At 68.7% G+C, this 19,831-nt stretch carries 17 protein-coding genes; 13 read left to right on the top strand and 4 right to left on the bottom strand.

All coding sequences use genetic code 11. From position 1 onward, the window contains the following. Positions 1-4 precede the first annotated feature (4 nt). Positions 5-634, bottom strand: coding sequence for a TetR/AcrR family transcriptional regulator (locus tag ACM26Y_RS15775; RefSeq protein ID WP_371383643.1), 630 nt, complete (start codon positions 632-634; stop codon positions 5-7). 87 nt (positions 635-721) lie between these two features. On the opposite strand from ACM26Y_RS15775, the gene ACM26Y_RS15770 reads away from it, so the two are divergent. The 8 genes from ACM26Y_RS15770 to nrdF all read left to right on the top strand — a co-directional run bounded on the left by ACM26Y_RS15770 (position 722) and on the right by nrdF (position 9,306). Continuing rightward, positions 722-1,282 (top strand): NAD(P)H-dependent oxidoreductase, encoded by a 561-nt coding sequence (locus tag ACM26Y_RS15770; RefSeq protein ID WP_289378570.1) that lies wholly within the window; start codon positions 722-724, stop codon positions 1,280-1,282. 140 nt (positions 1,283-1,422) lie between these two features. Further along, the gene (locus tag ACM26Y_RS15765) at positions 1,423-1,971 is read left to right on the top strand and encodes a 2Fe-2S iron-sulfur cluster-binding protein (RefSeq protein ID WP_289378571.1); all 549 of its coding nucleotides are present in this window, start codon (positions 1,423-1,425) and stop codon (positions 1,969-1,971) included. Continuing rightward, the gene (locus ACM26Y_RS15760) at positions 1,968-2,957 is read left to right on the top strand and encodes an FAD binding domain-containing protein (RefSeq protein WP_289378572.1); all 990 of its coding nucleotides are present in this window, start codon (positions 1,968-1,970) and stop codon (positions 2,955-2,957) included. Before ACM26Y_RS15765 ends, ACM26Y_RS15760 begins: the two co-directional genes overlap by 4 nt. Next, a complete protein-coding gene (locus ACM26Y_RS15755) occupies positions 2,954-5,068 on the top strand; it encodes a xanthine dehydrogenase family protein molybdopterin-binding subunit (RefSeq protein WP_416061333.1) in 2,115 nt (704 codons plus the stop codon). Before ACM26Y_RS15760 ends, ACM26Y_RS15755 begins: the two co-directional genes overlap by 4 nt. Positions 5,069-5,261: 193 nt before the next feature. After that, positions 5,262-5,492, top strand: coding sequence for a redoxin NrdH (locus tag ACM26Y_RS15750; RefSeq protein WP_003936942.1), 231 nt, complete (start codon positions 5,262-5,264; stop codon positions 5,490-5,492). A 69-nt stretch (positions 5,493-5,561) separates the two neighbouring features. Further along, positions 5,562-5,990, top strand: coding sequence for a class Ib ribonucleoside-diphosphate reductase assembly flavoprotein NrdI (gene nrdI, locus ACM26Y_RS15745; RefSeq protein ID WP_003936943.1), 429 nt, complete (start codon positions 5,562-5,564; stop codon positions 5,988-5,990). Between the two features lie 98 nt (positions 5,991-6,088). Beyond that, on the top strand, positions 6,089-8,254 hold the full coding sequence (nrdE, locus tag ACM26Y_RS15740) for a class 1b ribonucleoside-diphosphate reductase subunit alpha (RefSeq protein ID WP_054373946.1): 2,166 nt from the start codon (positions 6,089-6,091) through the stop codon (positions 8,252-8,254). Positions 8,255-8,298: 44 nt separating this feature from the next. After that, positions 8,299-9,306, top strand: coding sequence for a class 1b ribonucleoside-diphosphate reductase subunit beta (gene nrdF, locus ACM26Y_RS15735; protein WP_416061332.1), 1,008 nt, complete (start codon positions 8,299-8,301; stop codon positions 9,304-9,306). Between the two features lie 87 nt (positions 9,307-9,393). Here the strand turns inward: nrdF and ACM26Y_RS15730 are convergent, their stop codons facing one another. Together ACM26Y_RS15730 and ACM26Y_RS15725 are read right to left on the bottom strand one after the other, a co-directional pair. Further along, positions 9,394-10,455: an ABC transporter substrate-binding protein gene (locus ACM26Y_RS15730; protein ID WP_416061331.1), complete on the bottom strand. Its 1,062-nt coding sequence runs from the start codon at positions 10,453-10,455 to the stop codon at positions 9,394-9,396. 31 nt (positions 10,456-10,486) lie between these two features. Beyond that, positions 10,487-11,479 carry an ABC transporter substrate-binding protein gene (locus tag ACM26Y_RS15725; protein WP_416061330.1) on the bottom strand — a complete coding sequence of 331 codons (993 nt, stop codon included), beginning with the start codon at positions 11,477-11,479 and terminating at the stop codon, positions 10,487-10,489. Positions 11,480-11,737: 258 nt separating this feature from the next. On the opposite strand from ACM26Y_RS15725, the gene ctaD reads away from it, so the two are divergent. The 3 genes from ctaD to ACM26Y_RS15710 all read left to right on the top strand — a co-directional run bounded on the left by ctaD (position 11,738) and on the right by ACM26Y_RS15710 (position 15,779). Further along, the gene (ctaD, locus tag ACM26Y_RS15720) at positions 11,738-13,492 is read left to right on the top strand and encodes a cytochrome c oxidase subunit I (RefSeq protein ID WP_081005275.1); all 1,755 of its coding nucleotides are present in this window, start codon (positions 11,738-11,740) and stop codon (positions 13,490-13,492) included. A 174-nt stretch (positions 13,493-13,666) separates the two neighbouring features. Next, complete coding sequence (gene serB, locus ACM26Y_RS15715) at positions 13,667-14,881, top strand: phosphoserine phosphatase SerB (RefSeq protein WP_193788801.1); 1,215 nt, start codon at positions 13,667-13,669, stop codon at positions 14,879-14,881. A 121-nt stretch (positions 14,882-15,002) separates the two neighbouring features. Next, positions 15,003-15,779 (top strand): peptidyl-tRNA hydrolase, encoded by a 777-nt coding sequence (locus tag ACM26Y_RS15710; protein WP_416063686.1) that lies wholly within the window; start codon positions 15,003-15,005, stop codon positions 15,777-15,779. Here the strand turns inward: ACM26Y_RS15710 and glgX are convergent, their stop codons facing one another. Beyond that, positions 15,780-17,894 (bottom strand): glycogen debranching protein GlgX, encoded by a 2,115-nt coding sequence (gene glgX / locus ACM26Y_RS15705; RefSeq protein WP_416063685.1) that lies wholly within the window; start codon positions 17,892-17,894, stop codon positions 15,780-15,782. A gap of 96 nt (positions 17,895-17,990) precedes the next feature. Between glgX and ACM26Y_RS15700 the strand changes: the two genes are divergently transcribed. Together ACM26Y_RS15700 and ACM26Y_RS15695 are read left to right on the top strand one after the other, a co-directional pair. After that, positions 17,991-18,824: an ABC transporter ATP-binding protein gene (locus tag ACM26Y_RS15700; protein ID WP_040782650.1), complete on the top strand. Its 834-nt coding sequence runs from the start codon at positions 17,991-17,993 to the stop codon at positions 18,822-18,824. A gap of 174 nt (positions 18,825-18,998) precedes the next feature. After that, positions 18,999-19,829, top strand: coding sequence for an NUDIX hydrolase (locus ACM26Y_RS15695; RefSeq protein WP_003936953.1), 831 nt, complete (start codon positions 18,999-19,001; stop codon positions 19,827-19,829). Positions 19,830-19,831: the final 2 nt, after the last annotated feature.

Genomic DNA, 19,831 nt, shown 5'->3' with positions numbered 1-19,831 from the left:
CCGGTCACCGTACCGTCCGCCCGGCGCGGGCCGGTGCCGCGACGACGCGCCGCGCGAGGTCCGCCCACCCGTCGGCGAGCCGGTCGAGCGAATACCCGAGATCACGCCACTGATGCAGGACCAGGGTGGCCTCCAGGGGGGCGAACAGGGACTGGGCCAGCAGAGGCAGGTCGCCGTCGACCCCGGCGGTACGCAACAGGATCTCGATGTGGGTCAGGCTCACCGCTCGCGCCGGGGCATTGAAGCGCGCTTCGGCAGAACTCTCGGCGGCCCGCAGCACCTCGCCCTGCACCTCCACGAGGTGGATACGGGCCCGGCCGAACGCGACGAGACGGTCGACGGGATCGGCGCCGGGGCCGAGCGGTGGGGGACCGGTGAGGAACTGCTGCTGCAGGGCCTGTTCGGAGTGGTCGAGCAGCGCGCGCATGAGTCCTGCGCGGGAGCCGAAGCGCCGGAAGACGGTGCCCTTGCCGACCCCGGCGCGCGCGGCGACGGCATCCATCGTGACCGCGTCGACGCCGCGTTCGGCGACGAGGAGCGAGGCCGCCTCGAGGAGCCGCCGCCGATTGCGGGCGGCGTCGCACCGTTCGACGCCCTCGTCTCCGGCGAGCGGCAGCAGCGGAATGTTCACCACGTCACAGTACCGCCCGGGAACATAAGTGGACCGTAGTCCGTTTAGAGTGGAGTCAGACACGGACACCCGAACCGAAGGAACACTCCCATGTCCCAGACCCGCGTTCTCGCTCTCGTCGGCAGCCTGCGCTCCGGCTCCGTCAATCGCCGCCTCGCCGAGACCGCGGCCGCCGTCGCGCCGCAGGGCGTCGAGGTCTCCGTGTACGAAGGCCTCGCCGAGGTGCCCTTCTACAACGAGGACCTCGACGGCGAGACGGGCGCCCCCACCGCCGCCGAGGCGCTGCGCGTCGCGGCGAGCGAGGCCGACGCTCTTCTGCTCGTCACCCCCGAGTACAACGGCACCATCCCGGCCGTGCTCAAGAACGCCATCGACTGGCTCTCCCGCCCGTACGGCGCCGGTGCCCTGGCCGGCAAGCCCGCCGCCGTGATCAGTGCCTCGCCGAGCGGCAACGGCGCCAAGTGGGCGCTCGAGGAGACTGTCAAGGCGCTCGGCATCGCCGGCGGCCGGACGGGCCTGCAGCTGTCCATCGCGGGCACCCTCGACAAGTTCGGCGACGCCCACCCGAAGGAGAACGCCGAGGTCGCCGAGCAGATCTCCGCGCTGCTGTCCGAGCTCGCCGCCGCCCGCCGGGAGCTCGTCGACGCCTGAGCCGACCACGTCTCGGACGGCCCCGGACCGCGCACGGTCCGGGGCCGTCGGTGTCCGTGCCCGATTCGCGCCCGCGGTCGTGATTGCCGGGGCATGCTGCGGGGAATACCTCGCCAGTCCCCATCGCGACGGAGGAGCCCATGGCGCACGAGAGCGACAGTCCCGGCGAACACGAGCACACGATCACCCTGCGCGTCGACGGCCGTGAGCGCCGCTGCACCGTCGACGTGCGCACGACGATCCTCGACGCCCTCCGCGACCGGCTCGGGATCTACTCCCCGAAGAAGGGCTGCGACCACGGTCAGTGCGGCGCGTGCACGGTCCTGCTCGACTCCCGACGTATCGTGAGCTGTCTGTCGCTCGCGGTCGCGCACGACGGCGCCGACGTCGTCACCGCCGCCGGAATCGCGGACGACGGGCCGTCGCATCTGCCCCAGGCGTTCGTCGAATGCGACGCGTTCCAGTGCGGCTACTGCACGCCGGGCCAGATCTGCTCCGCCGTCGGCATGTTCGACGAGATGGCCAAGGGCGCCCCGAGCCATGTCACCGCGGACCTCACCCAGGATCCGGAACTCACCGACGACGAGATCCGCGAACGCATGAGCGGAAACCTGTGCCGGTGCGCGGCCTACCCGAACATCGTCGAAGCGCTCCGGCACGTCGCGAGCGGGGAGGGGCACTGCTCGTGAAGACGTTCCGATACGAGACGCCCACCGATCCCGCCGCCGCGGTTGCCGCGGTCGCCGGCCACCCCGGTGCCGCCTACCTTGCCGGCGGCACCAACCTGGTGGACCACCTCAAACTCGGTGTCACCGCGCCCGACGTGCTCGTCGACGTCTCCCGTCTGCCGCTCGACGTCGTCGCGGAGACCGCCGAGGGCGGACTGCGGGTGGGTGCCAACGTGCGCAACAGCGACCTGGCTGCCCACCCGGTCGTGCGCCGTCGGTACCCGGTCCTGTCCCGGGCCCTGCTGGCCGGTGCGTCCCCGCAGCTGCGCAACATGGCCACCACCGCCGGCAACCTGCTCCAGCGCACCCGCTGCGTGTACTTCCGGGACCCGTCGACTCCGTGCAACAAGCGTGCCCCGGGCAGCGGCTGCACTGCACTCGGTGGCTACACCCGCTACCACGCCGTGCTCGGCGCCTCCGAACACTGCGTCGCCACCCATCCGTCGGACATGGCGGTGGCGCTGCTCGCGCTCGATGCCGAGGTGACGGTGCTCGGCGCGCAGGGGGAGCGGTGCATCCCCGTCGAGCAGCTCTACCGGCTTCCCGGCGACAGCCCCGAGCGCGACACGGTGCTCGAGCGCGAGGAGCTGATCCTGGACGTCGAGATCCCCGCCCCCGAGGGCGCCGTCTCGACGTATCGCAAGGTGCGCGACCGGGCGTCGTACGCGTTCGCGCTCGTCTCGGTGGCGGCGGACCTGACGGTCGCCGACGGGCTGATCACGGGATGCCGCATCGCTCTCGGCGGCGTCGCGCACCGGCCGTGGCGCGCCCATCGGGCCGAGCACGTCCTGCTGGGCAGCGCCCCCGTCGACGCCGTCTTCGCTGCGGCCGCCGACGCGGAACTCGCCGATGCCCGGCCCCTCGACGGCAACGAGTTCAAGGTGCCGCTGCTGCGCCGCACCCTCGTGTCGGTACTGCGCGAACTCACTTCGGAGGCAGTCGCATGACCCCCTCGGCCCAGCGCCCGATCGGCACGTCGACGGCGCGGGTGGACGGCCCGCTGAAGGTGGCCGGCGCCGCACCCTACGCGTACGAGCACCCGTTCGACGACCCCGCCTACCTCGTCCCGATCACGGCAACCGTGGCGCGGGGAACGGTGACCCGCGTCGAGACCGCCGCGGCGCAGGCCCTGCCCGGCGTGCTCGCCGTCCTCACCCCCTGGAGTGCCCCCAGGCTGGCGGACACCTCGGAGGCCGAGTACGCGGTCCTGCAGGACCCGGCCGTCGCCTTCCGGGGGCAGATCGTCGCCGCCGTGGTGGCCGAGACACCCGAGGTCGCGCGACACGCAAGCGAACTGGTGCAGGTCGAGTACGAGTCCGCACCGCACGACGTCGTATTCCGGCCCGATCATCCGCGCAGTTACGCCCCCGAACAGGCCAACGGCGGCTACCCCACCGACGCGGAACAGGGCGACGCCGCGGCCGTCGAGGTCGCGGAACGCGACGGCGTCGTCGTCGACGGCTGGTATTCCACGCCCGAGGAGCACAACAACCCGCTCGAACCGCACACCGTCGTCGCGCTGTGGTCCCGGGGGTCGTTGACGCTGTACGACTCCACGCAGAGCCCTCACGGCGTCGTCTCCACGCTGGCGCCCGTGCTCGGGCTGCGCCCCGAGCAGATGCGGGTTGTCAGTCCCTACGTGGGCGGCGGTTTCGGCTCGAAAGGAGCACCGCATGCCCACGACGTCGTAGCGGCGATGGCGGCGCGGCTGCTGCCCGGTCGGGCGGTCAAGTTCGCGGTGTCCCGGCAGGACATGTTCGGCTATGTCGGCTACCGACCGCCCACCGTCTCGCACGTCCGGCTGGTGGCGAGTCGGGAAGGGCGGCTCGAGGCGGTGGTGCACGAGGCCTTCTCGCAGTCCTCGCACGTGCGCGAGTACGCGGAGCAGACGGCGGTGTCGTCGCGGGGGATGTACGCCGCCCCGTATCGGCGTACCTCGCACCGCATCGTCGCACTCGACGTGCCTGCTCCCTACTGGATGCGGGCGCCGGGGGAAGCGCCGGGGATGTTCGCGGGGGAGGTCGCGATGGACGAGCTCGCGGTGGCGTGCGGGCTCGACCCCATCGAGCTGCGAGTGCGCAACGACCCGCCCGCCGACCCCGAATCCGGGCGTCCGTGGTCGTCGCGACGGCTCGTGGAGTGCCTGCGTGAAGGTGCGCGGGTGTTCGGCTGGGATCCGGCCGACCGTACTCCCGGCACCCGCCGCGACGGCCGGTGGCTCGTCGGCACCGGAGTCGCGGCAGCGAGCTATCCGCACCTGCTCAACCCCGGCACCGAGGTCAAGATCCGCCACGACGGCGACGGTCGCTACACCGTGCGCACGGGTGCCGCGGACATCGGGACCGGTGCGTGGACCGCGCTCACCCTCATCGCGGCCGACGCGCTCGGATGCGGGCCCGAGGACATCCATCTCGAGATCGGTGACTCGGCCCTGCCGAACGCCACGGTCGCCGGCGGGTCCTCCGGCACCTCGTCGTGGGGCACCGCGATCGTCGCCGCGGCCCACGCCTTCCGCAAGCGGCACGGTGACCGGCCGGAACCCGGTGCCGAGGCCTCGGCGACGGCCGAGGAGAATCCCGCGCTCGAGCACTACCGAATCCAGTCGTTCGGTGCGCATTTCGCCGAGGTACGGGTGGATGTCGACACCGGCGAGATCCGGGTACCGAGGATGCACGGCGTGTTCTCGGTAGGGCGGGTGGTCAATCCCCGCACCGCACGTTCGCAACTGATCGGCGGGATGTGCTTCGGCATCTCCATGGCGCTGCACGAGGAGAGCATCCGCGATGCCCGCACCGGGCACGTGGTCAACCACGATCTGGCGGAGTACCACATCCCCACCCATGCCGACATCGGGGACGTGGACGCAACCTGGCTCGACGAGGACGACCTGCACGCCACCCCGATGGGGTCACGCGGGGTCGGGGAGATCGGGATCGTCGGCAGCGCGGCGGCGGTCGTCAACGCCCTGTGGCACGCCACCGGGGCGCGGGTGCGCCGGCTGCCGGCGCACCTCGAGGACGTGCTCGCGCACCTGCCCGACAGCGCTGCGGGCGAGTGACGACCTGGGAATATCACGGCTGTAACTCACAACATCTCGCGTTCTATGATTCTGTCGGCCACTAGGTGTAGTGTCTAGAGCGCTGGAAGGCTTGATCGTTTCCGGTCCCTCGGGGAAGCGGGATCGCAGTGATACGACGGGCCTCGAGGCACTGCTGTGCAGTCAGTCGTCAGGTTGCCGAAAAGGGGAAGTCATGAACATCACCGTCTACACCAAGCCTGCCTGCGTCCAGTGCAATGCCACCTACCGAGCCCTCGACAAGGCCGGTATCGAGTACTCCGTCGTCGACATCTCGGAGAACCCCGAAGCGCGGGACTACGTGATGGCCCTCGGCTACCTGCAGGCCCCCGTGGTGGTCGCCGGTGACGAGCACTGGTCGGGCTTCCGTCCGGACCGCATCAAGGCCCTCGCCGTCGCCGCCTGACCCGTCGCGAGCCGACCCACCGCCCCTGCGGCCGGTCGCCGGACCCGAGCGAAGTGATGTGAGACATCCATGACCTCGTTGGTGTATTTCTCGAGCGCATCGGAGAACACGCACCGATTCGTCCGGCGACTGGGGTTGCCGGCCACCCGGATCCCGTTGCACGACCGGGACGGCGCCTTCGCGGTGCACGAACCGTACGTGCTGATCCTGCCGACCTACGGCGGTGGCACCACCGCAACCGGCCGGGACACGAATTTCGTTCCCAAGCAGGTGATCCGGTTCCTCAACAATCCGCACAACCGTGCGCTGATTCGCGGGGTCATCGCCGCCGGCAACACCAACTTCGGCGAATCCTATTGTTACGCTGGAGATGTGGTGTCCCAGAAGTGTAAAGTTCCGTACCTCTACCGGTTCGAACTCATGGGTACCGCCGAGGACGTCGAGCGCGTCCGCGAGGGCCTGACACAGTTCTGGGCGCAGTCGTTGCAGTCGGCCTGACCGCGACCCACCCACACAACGTCCACTCCATCAACGCTGCGCCACCGTCGGGGATACGGGCGCGGCGAACCCGTCTACTCACAGTGGGAGCAAGCACCGTGACCGTCACCGATGCCGCGCCGGCAGCGAGCGCCAAGATCGACGAGTCCCTCAAGGGACTCGACTACCACGCGCTCAACGCGATGTTGAACCTGTACGGACCTGACGGCGAGATCCAGTTCGACAAGGATGTCGCCGCCGCCCGCCAGTACTTCCTGCAGCACGTCAACCAGAACACGGTGTTCTTCCACAACCTCGACGAGAAGCTGGACTACCTCGTGGAGGAGAACTACTACGAACCCGAGGTGCTCGAGCAGTACTCCCGGCCGTTCGTCAAGCAACTCTTCGAACACGCCTACTCGAAGAAGTTCCGCTTCCCGACGTTCCTGGGCGCGTTCAAGTACTACACCTCCTACACGCTCAAGACGTTCGACGGCAAGCGCTACCTCGAGCGGTTCGAGGACCGCGTCTGCATGGTCGCGCTGACCCTGGCCGCCGGTGACGAGCAGCTCGCGACCCACCTGGTCGACGAGATCATCTCGGGCCGTTTCCAGCCCGCCACCCCGACGTTCCTCAACTCCGGCAAGAAGCAGCGCGGCGAACCCGTCTCCTGCTTCCTGCTGCGGATCGAGGACAACATGGAGTCCATCGGCCGCTCGATCAACTCGGCGCTGCAGCTGTCCAAGCGTGGCGGCGGAGTAGCGTTGCTGCTCAGCAACATCCGTGAGCACGGTGCGCCGATCAAGCAGATCGAGAACCAGTCCTCCGGCGTCATCCCCATCATGAAGCTGCTCGAGGACTCGTTCTCCTACGCCAACCAGCTCGGGGCGCGCCAGGGTGCCGGCGCGGTGTACCTGCACGCGCACCACCCCGACATCTACCGATTCCTCGACACCAAGCGCGAGAACGCGGACGAGAAGATCCGCATCAAGACCCTGTCGCTGGGCATCGTCGTCCCCGACATCACGTTCGAACTCGCGAAGCGCAACGAGGACATGTACCTGTTCTCGCCGTACGACGTCGAGCGCATCTACGGTGTGCCGTTCGCCGACATCGACGTCACCGAGAAGTACTACGAGATGGTCGACGACAAGCGCATCCGCAAGTCGAAGATCAAGGCCCGCGAGTTCTTCCAGACCGTCGCGGAACTGCAGTTCGAATCCGGCTATCCGTACATCATGTTCGAGGACACCGTCAACCGGGCAAATCCCGTCAAGGGCAAGATCACCCACTCGAACCTGTGCTCGGAGATCCTGCAGGTCTCCACGCCCTCCACCTTCAACGAGGACCTGTCCTACAGCCATGTGGGCAAAGACATCTCGTGCAACCTGGGATCGCTCAACATCGCCAAGGCCATGGACTCGCCGGACTTCGCGCACACCATCGAGGTGGCGATCCGGGCGCTGACCGCCGTGTCGGATCAGACCCACATCTACTCGGTGCCGTCGATCGAGCAGGGCAACAACGACTCCCACGCGATCGGACTCGGGCAGATGAACCTGCACGGCTACCTCGCCCGGGAGCGCATCTTCTACGGCTCCGAAGAGGGCGTCGACTTCACGAACATCTACTTCTACACCGTGCTCTACCACGCGCTGCGCGCGTCGAACCGGCTCGCCGTCGAGCGGGGTACGTACTTCAAGGGCTTCCCCGAGTCGAAGTACGCCTCGGGCGAGTTCTTCGACAAGTACACCGACCGGGTGTGGGAGCCGGCCACCGCCCGCGTGCGGCAGCTCTTCGCCGACGCCGGCGTGGCGATTCCCACGCAGGACGACTGGCGCGCCCTGAAGGCGTCGGTCCAGGAGCACGGCATCTACAACCAGAACCTGCAGGCCGTGCCGCCCACCGGGTCGATCTCGTACATCAACAACTCCACCAGCTCCATCCACCCGGTGGCGTCGAAGATCGAGATCCGCAAGGAAGGCAAGATCGGTCGCGTCTACTACCCGGCTCCCTACCTGACCAACGACAACCTGGAGTACTTCCAGGACGCGTACGAGATCGGGTACGAGAAGATCATCGACACCTACGCGGCGGCCACCCAGCACGTCGACCAGGGCCTGTCGCTGACGTTGTTCTTCAAGGACACCGTCACCACCCGCGACGTGAACAAGGCCCAGATCTACGCCTGGCGCAAGGGAATCAAGACGCTGTACTACATCCGACTGCGGCAGATGGCGCTCGAGGGCACCGAGGTGGAGAACTGCGTGTCCTGCATGCTGTGACGAATCTTGCCGGTACACATCGAAACTCAGGTAGGGAAAGACAGATGACCTCCGCACCCCGCGCGCATTCCCCGTCCCACGGCGCCCACGTCAAACTCATCGATCGCGTCTCCGCGATCAACTGGAACCGCGTTCCCGACGACAAGGACGCCGAGGTCTGGGACCGTCTCACCGGCAACTTCTGGTTGCCCGAGAAGGTGCCCGTCTCCAACGACATCCAGTCGTGGGGCACCCTCACCGAATACGAGCAAGAGCTGACGATGCGGGTCTTCACGGGCCTGACGCTCCTCGACACCATCCAGGGCACGGTCGGTGCGGTCTCGCTCATCCCCGATGCGGCCACCCCGCACGAGGAAGCGGTGCTGACCAACATCGCCTTCATGGAGTCGGTGCACGCGAAGAGCTACTCGCAGATCTTCTCGACGCTGTGCTCGAGCCGGCAGATCGACGACGCCTTCCGCTGGTCCGAGGAGAACGAGCACCTGCAGCGCAAGGCGCAGATCATCCTCGACTACTACAAGGGCGACGACCCGCTGAAGCGCAAGGCGGCGTCGACACTGCTCGAGTCGTTCCTGTTCTACTCGGGCTTCTACCTGCCGATGTACTGGTCGTCGCGGGCCAAGCTCACCAACACCGCCGACATGATCCGCCTGATCATCCGCGACGAGGCGGTGCACGGCTACTACATCGGCTACAAGTACCAGCGGGGTCTCGAGCAGATCACCCAGGCCGAGCGCGACGAGCTCAAGGACTGGGTCTTCGAGCTGCTCTACGAGCTGTACGACAACGAAACCCACTACACAGCAGATCTCTACGACCAGGTCGGCCTGACCGAGGACGTCAAGAAATTCCTCCGGTACAACGCCAACAAGGCCCTGATGAACCTCGGCTACGAGGCGCTGTTCCCGAAGGACGAGACCGACGTCAACCCGGCGATCCTGTCCGCGCTGTCACCGAACGCCGACGAGAACCACGACTTCTTCTCCGGCTCGGGCAGCTCGTACGTGATCGGTAAGGCTGTCGTCACCGAGGACGAGGACTGGGACTTCTGATCCTCCCACCCGCTGTGACCGCCCGCTGTGACCGAATGTCACATGGGTTCGATGTGATCGAACCCATGTGACATTCGGTCGTCGGGCTCAGTTCGAATAGCCGTTGAGGGTGTTGCGCACGTCCGTCAGAACGGCTTTCGCGGCCACCGGGCCGGGCGTGGACCACACGAGGTCGTCCACTGCGAACAACCGGCTGTCGGTGACCGCCCCGAGGTCGAGCCAGGCCTCGGAGTCCATCACCTCGCTGCCGTGTGCGACGCCGTCCTCGCCGGCGAAACGGACGTAGATCAGGTCGCCCTCCGCGGCGGCCGGGGCGGCCTCGTCGAGCGGCGCGTCGGCACTCCCGTCCTGCACACCGAACCGCTGTGCGGGCGGGCGCGCGACGCCGGTGTCGGCGAGGACCTGGCCGGCGAACGACGCGGTGCCCTCGACGACCGCGCCGTCGCCGGTGAACCGCACGATCGACGCCTGCGTCTGAGACGCGGTCGTCGCCGTGCCCACGTCCGTCGCGGTGGCACGGTAGTCGTCGAGCACCCGGGCGGCCGCCTGCGAACGTCCGAGTGTCTCTGCGGCGCGGAGGAACTGCTGCCGCCAGAACACCGGGTCGGAGCCGACGAGCACCGTGGGCGCGACGGCCCCGAGGCGGCGGTAGAGCTCCGGGTCGGCAGAGGAGCCGAGGATCAGATCCGGCTCCGCACCGTCGATGAGCGCGACGTCGGGCGCCGACGTCGCGCCCACCGACGGCAGTTCCGCGATGCCGGTGCCGAGGTACTCCGCCCGGGCGACGTCGGTGGTCGTGCCGACCACGCGCTCCCACAGCCCGAGTGCGCACACCGCGTCCATCGCGGCAGCGTCGAGTACCACGATCCGCTGGGGGTCGACGGGCACCTCGGAGACACCGCCGGTGTGGATCACCGACCGGGTGCCGCCGGCGGGCTGCCCCGGATCCAGGGGGCTCGGCAGCGCGCACGCGGTCGTGGTGTCGCGTTCGATGCCGATGACGGCGGCTCCGGCGATGCGGGTGGTCGTGCGTACGATGCTGCTCGCCGGATCGTCGGTCGTCTCCGCGCATCCCGCCAGCCCCAGCGCCGCGACGGCAGTGAGGGCGACGGTGCACGTGACGGCGCGGGACCGGGACGCTGCGGGCATACGACCACTCCTGTCTAGGGGACGGTCCAGGTTAACTGGTGTGCGGATCGACCCCGAAAGCGTCGGCGAGGTCGTCGAGGATCTTGTGTGCGCCCTGGATGGACACCGGCGTCATCCAGAGGCTGTCGTCCACGTCCACCTTCCGGCCGCTCAGGTTCTGCCACAGCGGATTGGACAGGAACGGCTGCGCCGCCGCCTCGGACTTGCCCTCCCCGTCGCGGTACATGCTGACGAAGATCACATCCGCGTCCGCCTCGCCGATGAGTTCGGGGCTGACCGCATTCATGATGCTGCTCGGATCGGCCGGATCGGGTCCTTGGCTCGCCGGCCTGGCCAGGCCGGCATCCTCGAGGACGATGCCGCTGAACGACGTGGTGCGGTACAGACGAGCGGTGGGTTCGCCGGCGAAGCGGACCACCGAGACGGTGGGGTTGCCGGCTGTGGCGTTGATCTCGTCGCCGATGGCCTTCGCCCGGGCCTCGTAGTCGGCGATCTTCTGCTCGGCGAGGTCCTCCTTGCCGAGGGCACGCGCGGCGAGCCGGATGTTGTCCTTCCAGGTCGGTCCGGTGCTCTCGGAGAAGACCGTCGGTGCGATGGCGGAGAGCTTGTCGTAGTTCTCGCCGTCGCGCACGTCCGCGGACAGGATCAGGTCGGGCTGCAGAGCGGCGACCTTCTCGAGGCTCGCGTCGGACACCGCGCCGACCGACGTCGCGTCCGCGGCGAACCGGTCGCGCGTGTCACCCAGGTAGTCGGGCAGGCCCTCGGTGCGGTAGTCGACGTAACCGACGAGTTCGGATTCGAGCAGCAGGGTCGCATCCGCATAGCTGGTGTCGAGCGCGACGACCCGCAGCGGCGGGGAGTCGAGGGTGGTCGTTCCGCGGAAGTGCTCGACGGTGCGGGGGAAGCCTGCGGTGGCCGGGGCCTGCTCTGCCGTGTCGCCGGAGGAGCAGCCGGCGAGCAGCACAGCCGCAGTAAGGGTCGTCGCGAACGCGGCGATGCCGCGGCGCAGGGGGAGGGGGTGCACGGTGAACCTCGTCTCTCGGGGGCTTCGCACTTAGGTGACGCTTACCTTAGGGCCTCGGCGAAACGGGAGGTGCAGAGGGTGGCGGACCGCCCCCGGGTTGCGTGGGTCACAGGCCCCCGTCGGTATGCTCGAGGGCCGAGTACGACACTGAGTAGGACCCGGTGAGCGTGCGGTGGTCGCACCGTCTACGATTCGATCAGCGCAAGCCAGAGAACGTTCGTCTCGCACTGCGAGTCGAGCGCGCAATCAGGAGGATTAGTGACTGCCGTAGCGCCCCAGCCAGTCCCGGAGATAGCTGCAGCGAGGCCGTACCCGCCGCGGCAGGGACCCAAGGGCTCGTTCTTCTACAAGATGATCACGACCACGGATCCCAAGATGCTCGGGATCATGTACATGGTCACCTCGTTCGCGTTCTTCCTCATCGGCGGCGTGATGGCTCTGCTCATCCGCACCGAACTCGCGGTTCCGGGTCTGCAGTTCCTGTCGAACGAGCAGTACAACCAGCTGTTCACCATGCACGGCACGATCATGCTGCTGATGTACGCGACCCCGGTCGTGTTCGCGTTCGCGAACTACATCCTGCCGCTGCAGATCGGCGCCCCCGACGTCGCGTTCCCGCGCCTGAACTCCTTCAGCTACTGGCTGTACCTGTTCGGCGCCACGATCGTGACCGCCGGCTTCATCACCCCCGGTGGTGCGGCCGACTTCGGCTGGACCGCGTACAGCCCGCTCACCAGCGAGCTGCACTCGCCCGGCGTCGGCGGTGACTTCTGGGTCCTCGGCCTCGGCGTGATGGGTCTGGGCACCATCCTCGGTGCGGTCAACTTCATCACCACCGTCGTGTGCCTGCGCGCCCCCGGCATGACCATGTTCCGGATGCCCATCTTCACGTGGAACATCCTCATCACCAGCGTGCTGATCCTCCTGGCGTTCCCGCTGCTGACCGCTGCGTTCTTCGGCCTCTTCGTCGATCGCCACCTCGGTGGGCACATCTTCGACCCCGCCAACGGTGGCGTCATGCTGTGGCAGCACCTGTTCTGGTTCTTCGGCCATCCCGAGGTCTACATCATCGCGCTGCCGTTCTTCGGCATCGTCTCGGAGATCTTCCCGGTCTTCTCCCGCAAGCCGATCTTCGGCTACACCGGCCTGGTCTACGCGACCCTGGCGATCGCGGCGCTCTCGATCGCGGTGTGGGCGCACCACATGTACGCCACCGGCGCCGTGCTGCTGCCGTACTTCTCCTTCATGACATTCCTGATCGCGGTGCCCACCGGCGTGAAGTTCTTCAACTGGATCGGCACCATGTGGAAGGGCCACCTGACGTTCGAGTCGCCGATGCTGTTCTCGGTCGGCTTCATCGTCACCTTCCTGTTCGGCGGCCTGTCCGGCGTCATCCTCGCCAGCCCGCCGCTCGACTTCCACGTGACGGACTCCTACTTCGTCATCGCGCACTTCCATTACGTGCTCTTCGGCACCATCGTGTTCGCCACCTACGCCGGCATCTACTTCTGGTTCCCGAAGATGACCGGGCGCATGCTCGACGAGCGCCTCGCCAAGTGGCACTTCTGGCTGACCTTCCTCGGTTTCCACACCACGTTCCTGGTGCAGCACTGGCTGGGCAACGAGGGCATGCCGCGTCGCTACGCCGACTACCTGCCGTCGGACGGGTTCACCACCTTGAACATCGTCTCGACCATCGGTGCCTTCGTGCTCGGTGCCTCGACCCTGCCGTTCCTGTGGAACGTGTTCAAGAGCTACCGGTACGGGCAGGTCGTCACCGTCGACGACCCGTGGGGCTACGGCAACTCCCTCGAGTGGGCGACCACCTGCCCGCCGCCGCGGCACAACTTCTACGAGCTGCCGCGCATCCGCTCCGAGCGGCCCGCGTTCGAGCTGCACTACCCGCACATGGTGGACCGCATGCGGGCCGAAGCCCACGTCGGCCCGGGCAGCAACAAGCACAACCATGTGGCGCTGAGCGAGGGTGCCGAAAGGACCCCCGCCGACCGCTGATCCGTCCCTCGGATCGACGCCTCCCGAGGCCCCGCCCGTCCCCGACGGGCGGGGCCTCGTGCGTCCAACCGAAAGGACCCCTGCTCACTCGGCACCCCGTTCACCTGCCACAATGAGTGGGTAAGTGCCGCGACTGACGAAGGATCGGAGACGTAGGTGGCGTCTGACACCGCGATGCTGGTGACTGTGACGGGGCCGGACCATCCCGGCGTGACCTCGGTGCTCTTCGCGGCGCTCACCCGGCACGACGTCGATCTGCTCGACGTCGAGCAGGTCGTGATCCGAGGCCGGCTCACCCTCGGGGTGCTCGTCTCCTGCCCGGCAGATCCCGACGCGCTGCAGGACGAGATCGAGGCCGCCATGGCCACCATCGGCATGCACGCCCAGGTACAGACCGGAGTCGAGCCGGGTATCGGCTCGTCCGTGTCCACACACGCCCTCGTGGTCCTCGGCAGCCCCGTCAGTGCCCGAGCCCTGCGCTCGGTGGGCCGTGAGCTTGCACGGCAGGGCGCCAACATCGACTCCATCCGGGGAATCGCCGACTACCCGGTGACCGGACTCGAACTCATGGTCACCGCTGCCGACCCCGGCGCCGAGGCCGATGTCCGACTACGCGCGGGGCTCGCGGAGGTGGCCGCCGGCCTCGAGGTCGACATCGCCGTGGAACGCGCCGGTCTCGCTCGTCGTTCGAAGCGGCTGATCGTGTTCGATGTCGACTCCACCCTCGTCCAGGGCGAGGTGATCGAGATGCTCGCCGCACACGCCGGCGTGGAGGACAAGGTCCGCGCTGTCACCGAGGCAGCGATGCGCGGCGAGATCGACTTCACCGAGTCGCTGAACCAGCGGGTCGCCACCCTCGCCGGCCTGCCCGCATCGGTCATCGACGAGGTCGCCGAGAACCTCGAACTCACCCCCGGTGCCCGGACCACCATCCGCACACTGCGGCGTCTCGGGTTCCGCTGCGGCGTCGTCTCCGGTGGCTTCCGACAGGTCATCGACGGTCTCGCCCACGAACTCGAACTGGACTTCGTCCGGGCCAACACGCTCGAGATCGTCGACGGCAAGCTCACCGGCCGCGTCGTCGGCGAGGTGGTGGACCGGGCTGCGAAGGCACGTGCCCTGCGGGAGTTCGCCGCCGAGGCCGGCGTGCCGATCGAGCAGACCGTCGCCGTCGGCGACGGCGCGAACGACATCGACATGCTCGGAGCGGCCGGACTCGGCATCGCGTTCAACGCCAAGCCGGCGCTGCGGGAGGTCGCGGACACGGCTCTGTCCCACCCGTACCTGGACGCGGTGCTGTTCGTCCTCGGCGTCACCCGCGACGAGGTCGAGGCCGCCGATCGGGTCGACGGCACACTTCGCCGCGTGCCCCTCGACACCGGTGCCTGAAGCGACCGCACCGCACGGTGCCGACGTCGCGGCAGGCCACGGTGATGATGTGGTGGCTTGCCACGGTGATGATGTGGTGGCTCGCCACGGTGACGATGTGGTGGCTCGCCACGGTGACGATGTGGTGGCTCGCCACGGTGACGATGTGGTGGCTACCCACGGTGCGGATTTCGTGGCTCGCCACGGTGTCCTCACCCGCGGCTACGGGCATCGACCCGACCCGGACGACCCGGGGGCAGTGCTCGCGATGCCGATCGTGCTCCACATCCCCAAGCAGGATCCGCCCGCCCGGAGCGCACTCCTTGAGGCCGCTGCGATGGCGACGATCGCGTTGTGCCTGGACCCACGCGTCGGGACCGGACCGGACGGCGAACCAGGACCGTGGCGCGAGCCCTATCTCGCGTGGACCGACGCGCGAATCCGCAAGGTCAGCCGCCGTGCCCGCGGCGCCCAGTGGCGCGCCGCGCAGGAGGTCGACGGGATCACCGTCGAACACCGCGGGGCGCAGGCCCGCGCGCTGGTCCCCGGGCCCGTGGGACTTCTGGATCCCCGCATCTCGAGGCTGCAGATCGGCGGCACGGATCTGCCGCACGACACTCCGGACGATCCGCCCGCCGGCGTTCCGGTGCTGTGGATCGATGCTGCGCTCGACATGACGGTCGGGAAGGCCGCGGCGCAGGTCGGCCACGCCGCGATGCTGTTCGCCGGGGGCCTCGACGCCGAGCACGCCGGTGCCTGGGCCGAGTCCGGTTTCGTGTGTGCCGTGCGTGACGCCGACCCCGTCCGGTGGCGGCACCTGACGAAGCGGGTAGCGGACGGCACTGCCGTGGCGGTGCGCGACGCCGGCTTCACCGAAGTGGCTCCGGGGTCGGTGACGGTAGTTGCCGTCCCGGGCTGATCACGTCGTGATCCTGAAAACCAGCAGGGTCGGCCCCGTCACCGGCAGTGTCGAACCGGCGGGCAATGGTGTGAGGTCTGCGGGTTCTCCGTCGACGGAGCTCGAGTCGAAGACGCACACCATGTCGCCGCGGTACCATTCGGCGCGGCCGAGTGTGACGGTGGCGGGGCCGCCCGCGTGGAGCACGAGCAGACCACTGCTGTCCGCCAGCGGGACGCCCGCGCGGGTGACCGTGCCCAGCTGGGAGCCGTCCACCCAGGCCTGCAGCGTCCGCCGGTCTTCGTCGAGCCAGTCCGCATCCTGCATTTCTCGCCCGTCCGCGCCGAACCACACCAGGTCGGGGTACCCGACCTGACGGGCCCGGCCGTCGAAGAATCGGCCCTGCCGCAGCACCGGGACCACCTTGCGCAGGCGCAACGCCTGCCGCACGAACTCCACCAGGTCCCGGTCCGCGTGTTCCCAGTCGAGCGGCCAGGCGTCGCGAACCGGGACGTCGACCGGTACACAGTAGGCATTGTTGTTGCCGCCCTGGGAGTGCCCGAACTCGTCCCCGGCGAGCAGCATCGGGGTGCCGGTCGACAGCAGCAGGGTCGCGAGGAGCGCACGCACGTGCCGTGCGCGGGCAGCCACGACGAGGAGGTCGTCCGTGGGCCCTTCGACGCCGTGGTCGACGGATTCGTTGTTGTCACTGCCGTCCCGGCCCTGCTCACCGTTGGCCTCGTTGTGCTTGCGCCGGTAACTGACGAGATCGGCCATCGTGAAGCCGTCGTGCGCCGTGACGAAGTTGATCGACATCCACGGGCGGCGGGTGTGCCGGCCGTAGAGGTCCTCCGAGCCCGCGAGCCGGGAGGCGACTTCCCGGATTCCCGCCCCGCGCCCCCAGAAGCGCCGTACCGAGTCGCGGTAGCGATCGTTCCACTCCGACCACTGGGGACCGATGTTGCCGAGCTGGTAGCCGGGCAGCGTCGCGTCCCAGGGTTCGGCGATCAGCTTGAGCCGGGTGAGGACAGGATCGGTGGTGATCGCGGTGAACACTGCCGCGCGGGGGTCGAAGTCGCCACCCCGGGGGCGGGCCAGTGCACTGGCGAGGTCGAACCGGAAACCGTCCACGCCCATTTCCGTGGCCCAGTACCGCAGGCTGTCGCAGATCATCCGCACCGCTACCGGGGAACTGCCGTCGACGGTGTTGCCGCAGCCCGTCAGATCGATGTCGTGGCCGGTGGCATCGAGGAGGTAGTAGCCGGGCGCGTCGAAGCCACGCCAGGACACGTGCGGGCCGTCGACCGACCATTCGCAGGTGTGGTTGTAGACCACGTCGAGGATCACCTCGAGCCCCGCTGCGTGCAGCGCGTCGACCATCGTCCGGAACTCCGCGATCTCGTTGCCGGGCGTGGTCGCGTAGCCCGGGTGCGGTGCGAAGTACGACGCGGTGGAGTAACCCCAGTGGTTACGCATGCCGCGGATCCGTACGGGTGGCTCGGTGAGGAAGGCGTGCACGGGCAGGAGCTCGACGGCGGTGACACCGAGGCCGACGAGGTAGTCGAGGACGGCGGGCGCCGTCAGTCCCAGATAGGTGCCCCGCCACTGTTCGGGAACATCGGGATGGCGGGCGGTGTAGGAGCCGACGTGCAGTTCGTAGATCACCGTCTGCTCCCACGGAGTGCCCGGGCGGTCGTGCCGGGACGCGGCGGGGGTGCCGGTCACCACCGACAGCGGTGTGTGGCCGAGCGAGTCCACGGTCGATGCCTCACCGAACGGAGTGCGTTCGTAGCCGAGGAGGCGGCTCATGTCGCCGATGTCGCCGGTCAGCTGCCGGCCCCACGGGTCGAGCAGCAGCTTGTGCGGGTTGGCGCGGAGCCCGGTCCGGGGCTGCCACGCACCGTGCACGCGGTATCCGTAGCGCTGGCCCGGACGGACTCCCGGCACCTCGCCGTGCCAGATTCCGTACGTCTTGTCCGGTAGGTCGATGCGGTCCTCGCGACCCGCGTCGTCGATCAGGCACAGCTGGACGCGGCTGCCGTGGGGCGCGTGCACCGCGAACCGAGTCCCGTCGTCGCCGGGGAAGGCACCCAGAGGAAAGGGACCGGCGCCGGACCGGGCGACGGCAGGACGCACCGACGGCTCGCCGGGTGCCGGTGAGGGGTGCGGAGAAGACGAGGGGTACGACACGGAAGCGATCCTGCCGTGAACCGGGCTCGCGCGTACGCAAAGATGGTCGGCGTGGCCAAACCTGATCCCGATCTGCTCATCGAATTCGACGACGTGCTCGTGCGGCGGGGCGGCAACGTCCTCGTCGGTCCCGTGTCCTGGAAGGTGGAACTCGACGAACGTTGGGTGATCCTCGGACCGAACGGTGCGGGTAAGACGTCGCTGCTGAGGGTCGCTGCGGCTGAGACATTCCCCACATCGGGGACGGCGCACGTACTGACGGAGACGTTCGGGAAGACCGACCTGTCCGAGCTGCGACCTCGGATCGGGATGTCGTCGTCGGCGCTGGCGAACCGCGTCCCGTCCGACGAGAAGGTCGTGGACCTGGTGATCTCCGCGGGGTACGGCGTGCTCGGGCGCTGGCGCGAGCGGTACGACGAGATGGACAACGCCCGTGCCGTGGAGATGCTCGAAAGCCTCGGCGCCGAGCACCTGGCCGACCGCACCTACGGCACCCTCTCCGAGGGAGAGCGCAAGCGCGTCCTCATTGCCCGCGCGTTGATGACGGATCCGGAACTGCTGTTGCTCGACGAGCCCGCGGCCGGCCTGGACCTCGGGGGGCGTGAGGAACTCGTGGCGCGGCTCGGTGTGCTGGCGGCCGATCCGGACGCTCCGGCGATTGTGCTGATCACCCATCATGTGGAGGAGATTCCGCCGGGCTTCACCCACGCGATGCTCCTCAAGGAGGGGCAGGTGGTTGCACAGGGTCTACTCGACGACGTGATCACGGGCGAGAACCTCAGCGAGGCGTTCAGTCAGGCGATCGCCCTGGACAAAGTGGACGGCCGGTTCTTCGCGCGCCGTAAATACCAGCCCGGGCGGCACCGCCGCGCGTAGCGCAGGGGAGCCGCGGATGTGGGCACCGTCGCGCGTAGCGCAGCGGGAGCCGCGTTCGAGGGCACTGCCGCGCGTAGCGCAGCGGAGCCGCGGTCGAGGGCACCGCCGCACGTAGCGCAGGGGGAGCCGGCAGGTGGGTGAGTCGTGGGTCACGTCATGCCGTAACTTGTGCGTATGGCTATCGAACGTTCGGGAGAACTCGCGGCGGCGGCGGTGCCGCTCAAGGATGCCTCGACGGTGATCCTCGTCCGGGACGGCGACCGTGGCGTCGAGGTGTTCCTCCTGCAGCGCGTGCGCGGCATGGCGTTCGCGGGCGGCATGACGGTGTTCCCCGGAGGCGGCGTCGACCCGTCGGACAGCGCTGCAGCGGTGGCGTGGGCGGGCCCGCCGGTGCGGTGGTGGTCGGAGCGGTTCGGCACCTCCGAGAATCTGGCACAGGCGCTCGTTCTCGCGGCGGTGCGCGAGACGTTCGAGGAGTGCGGCGTCCTCCTCGCCGGTCCGACGCCGGACACTGTGGTGGCGGACACGACCGCGTTCGGTCCGGCACGCCGACAGCTCGAGGCTCGGGAGTTCACCTTCGGCGAGTTCCTCGAGCGCGAGGGCCTGGTGCTGCGGGCGGACCTGCTGCGGCCGTGGTCGAACTGGATCACGCCGGTCGGGGAGGGCCGTCGGTACGACACCAGGTTCTTCGTCGCGGCGGCCCCGGAGGGACAGATCGCCGACGGTGACACGAGCGAGGCCGACGCGGTGCGGTGGCAGACTCCCCAGGAGGCGATCGCGCACTGGCAGGACGGTGGGAGCGTGCTGCTGCCCCCGACCTGGAGCCAGTTGACGGCGTTGTCGCGGTTCGGTTCGGTCGCGGAGATCCTTGCTGTGGAACCGCAGATCACGCCGATTCTGCCGACCCTGGTCACGGGGGACGGAGAACTTCGGGTGGAGTTCCCCGAGCAGGACGGGTACTACGAGGCGGGGCCGCATCCGTGGGCCGCCCGGGGCGCCAACTAGCC

Origin of the sequence: Rhodococcus indonesiensis (assembly GCF_047782815.1) — a bacterium.
GTDB classification, from domain to species: Bacteria; Actinomycetota; Actinomycetes; order Mycobacteriales; family Mycobacteriaceae; genus Rhodococcus; species Rhodococcus indonesiensis.
This window is presented reverse-complemented; position numbering and strand designations above follow the sequence as displayed.

Bases quoted from the DNA above. Each gene is read 5' to 3' on its own strand.
- ACM26Y_RS15730 (WP_416061331.1), bottom strand. From the start codon at position 10,455: ATGCCCGCAGCGTCCCGGTCCCGCGCCGTCACGTGCACCGTCGCCCTC.
- nrdF (WP_416061332.1), top strand. From the start codon at position 8,299: ATGACCTCCGCACCCCGCGCGCATTCCCCGTCCCACGGCGCCCACGTC.
- ACM26Y_RS15765 (WP_289378571.1), top strand. From the start codon at position 1,423: ATGGCGCACGAGAGCGACAGTCCCGGCGAACACGAGCACACGATCACC.
- ACM26Y_RS15695 (WP_003936953.1), top strand. From the start codon at position 18,999: ATGGCTATCGAACGTTCGGGAGAACTCGCGGCGGCGGCGGTGCCGCTC.
- ACM26Y_RS15700 (WP_040782650.1), top strand. From the start codon at position 17,991: ATGGTCGGCGTGGCCAAACCTGATCCCGATCTGCTCATCGAATTCGAC.
- nrdI (WP_003936943.1), top strand. From the start codon at position 5,562: ATGACCTCGTTGGTGTATTTCTCGAGCGCATCGGAGAACACGCACCGA.
- ACM26Y_RS15770 (WP_289378570.1), top strand. From the start codon at position 722: ATGTCCCAGACCCGCGTTCTCGCTCTCGTCGGCAGCCTGCGCTCCGGC.
- ACM26Y_RS15755 (WP_416061333.1), top strand. From the start codon at position 2,954: ATGACCCCCTCGGCCCAGCGCCCGATCGGCACGTCGACGGCGCGGGTG.
- ACM26Y_RS15750 (WP_003936942.1), top strand. From the start codon at position 5,262: ATGAACATCACCGTCTACACCAAGCCTGCCTGCGTCCAGTGCAATGCC.
- serB (WP_193788801.1), top strand. From the start codon at position 13,667: ATGCTGGTGACTGTGACGGGGCCGGACCATCCCGGCGTGACCTCGGTG.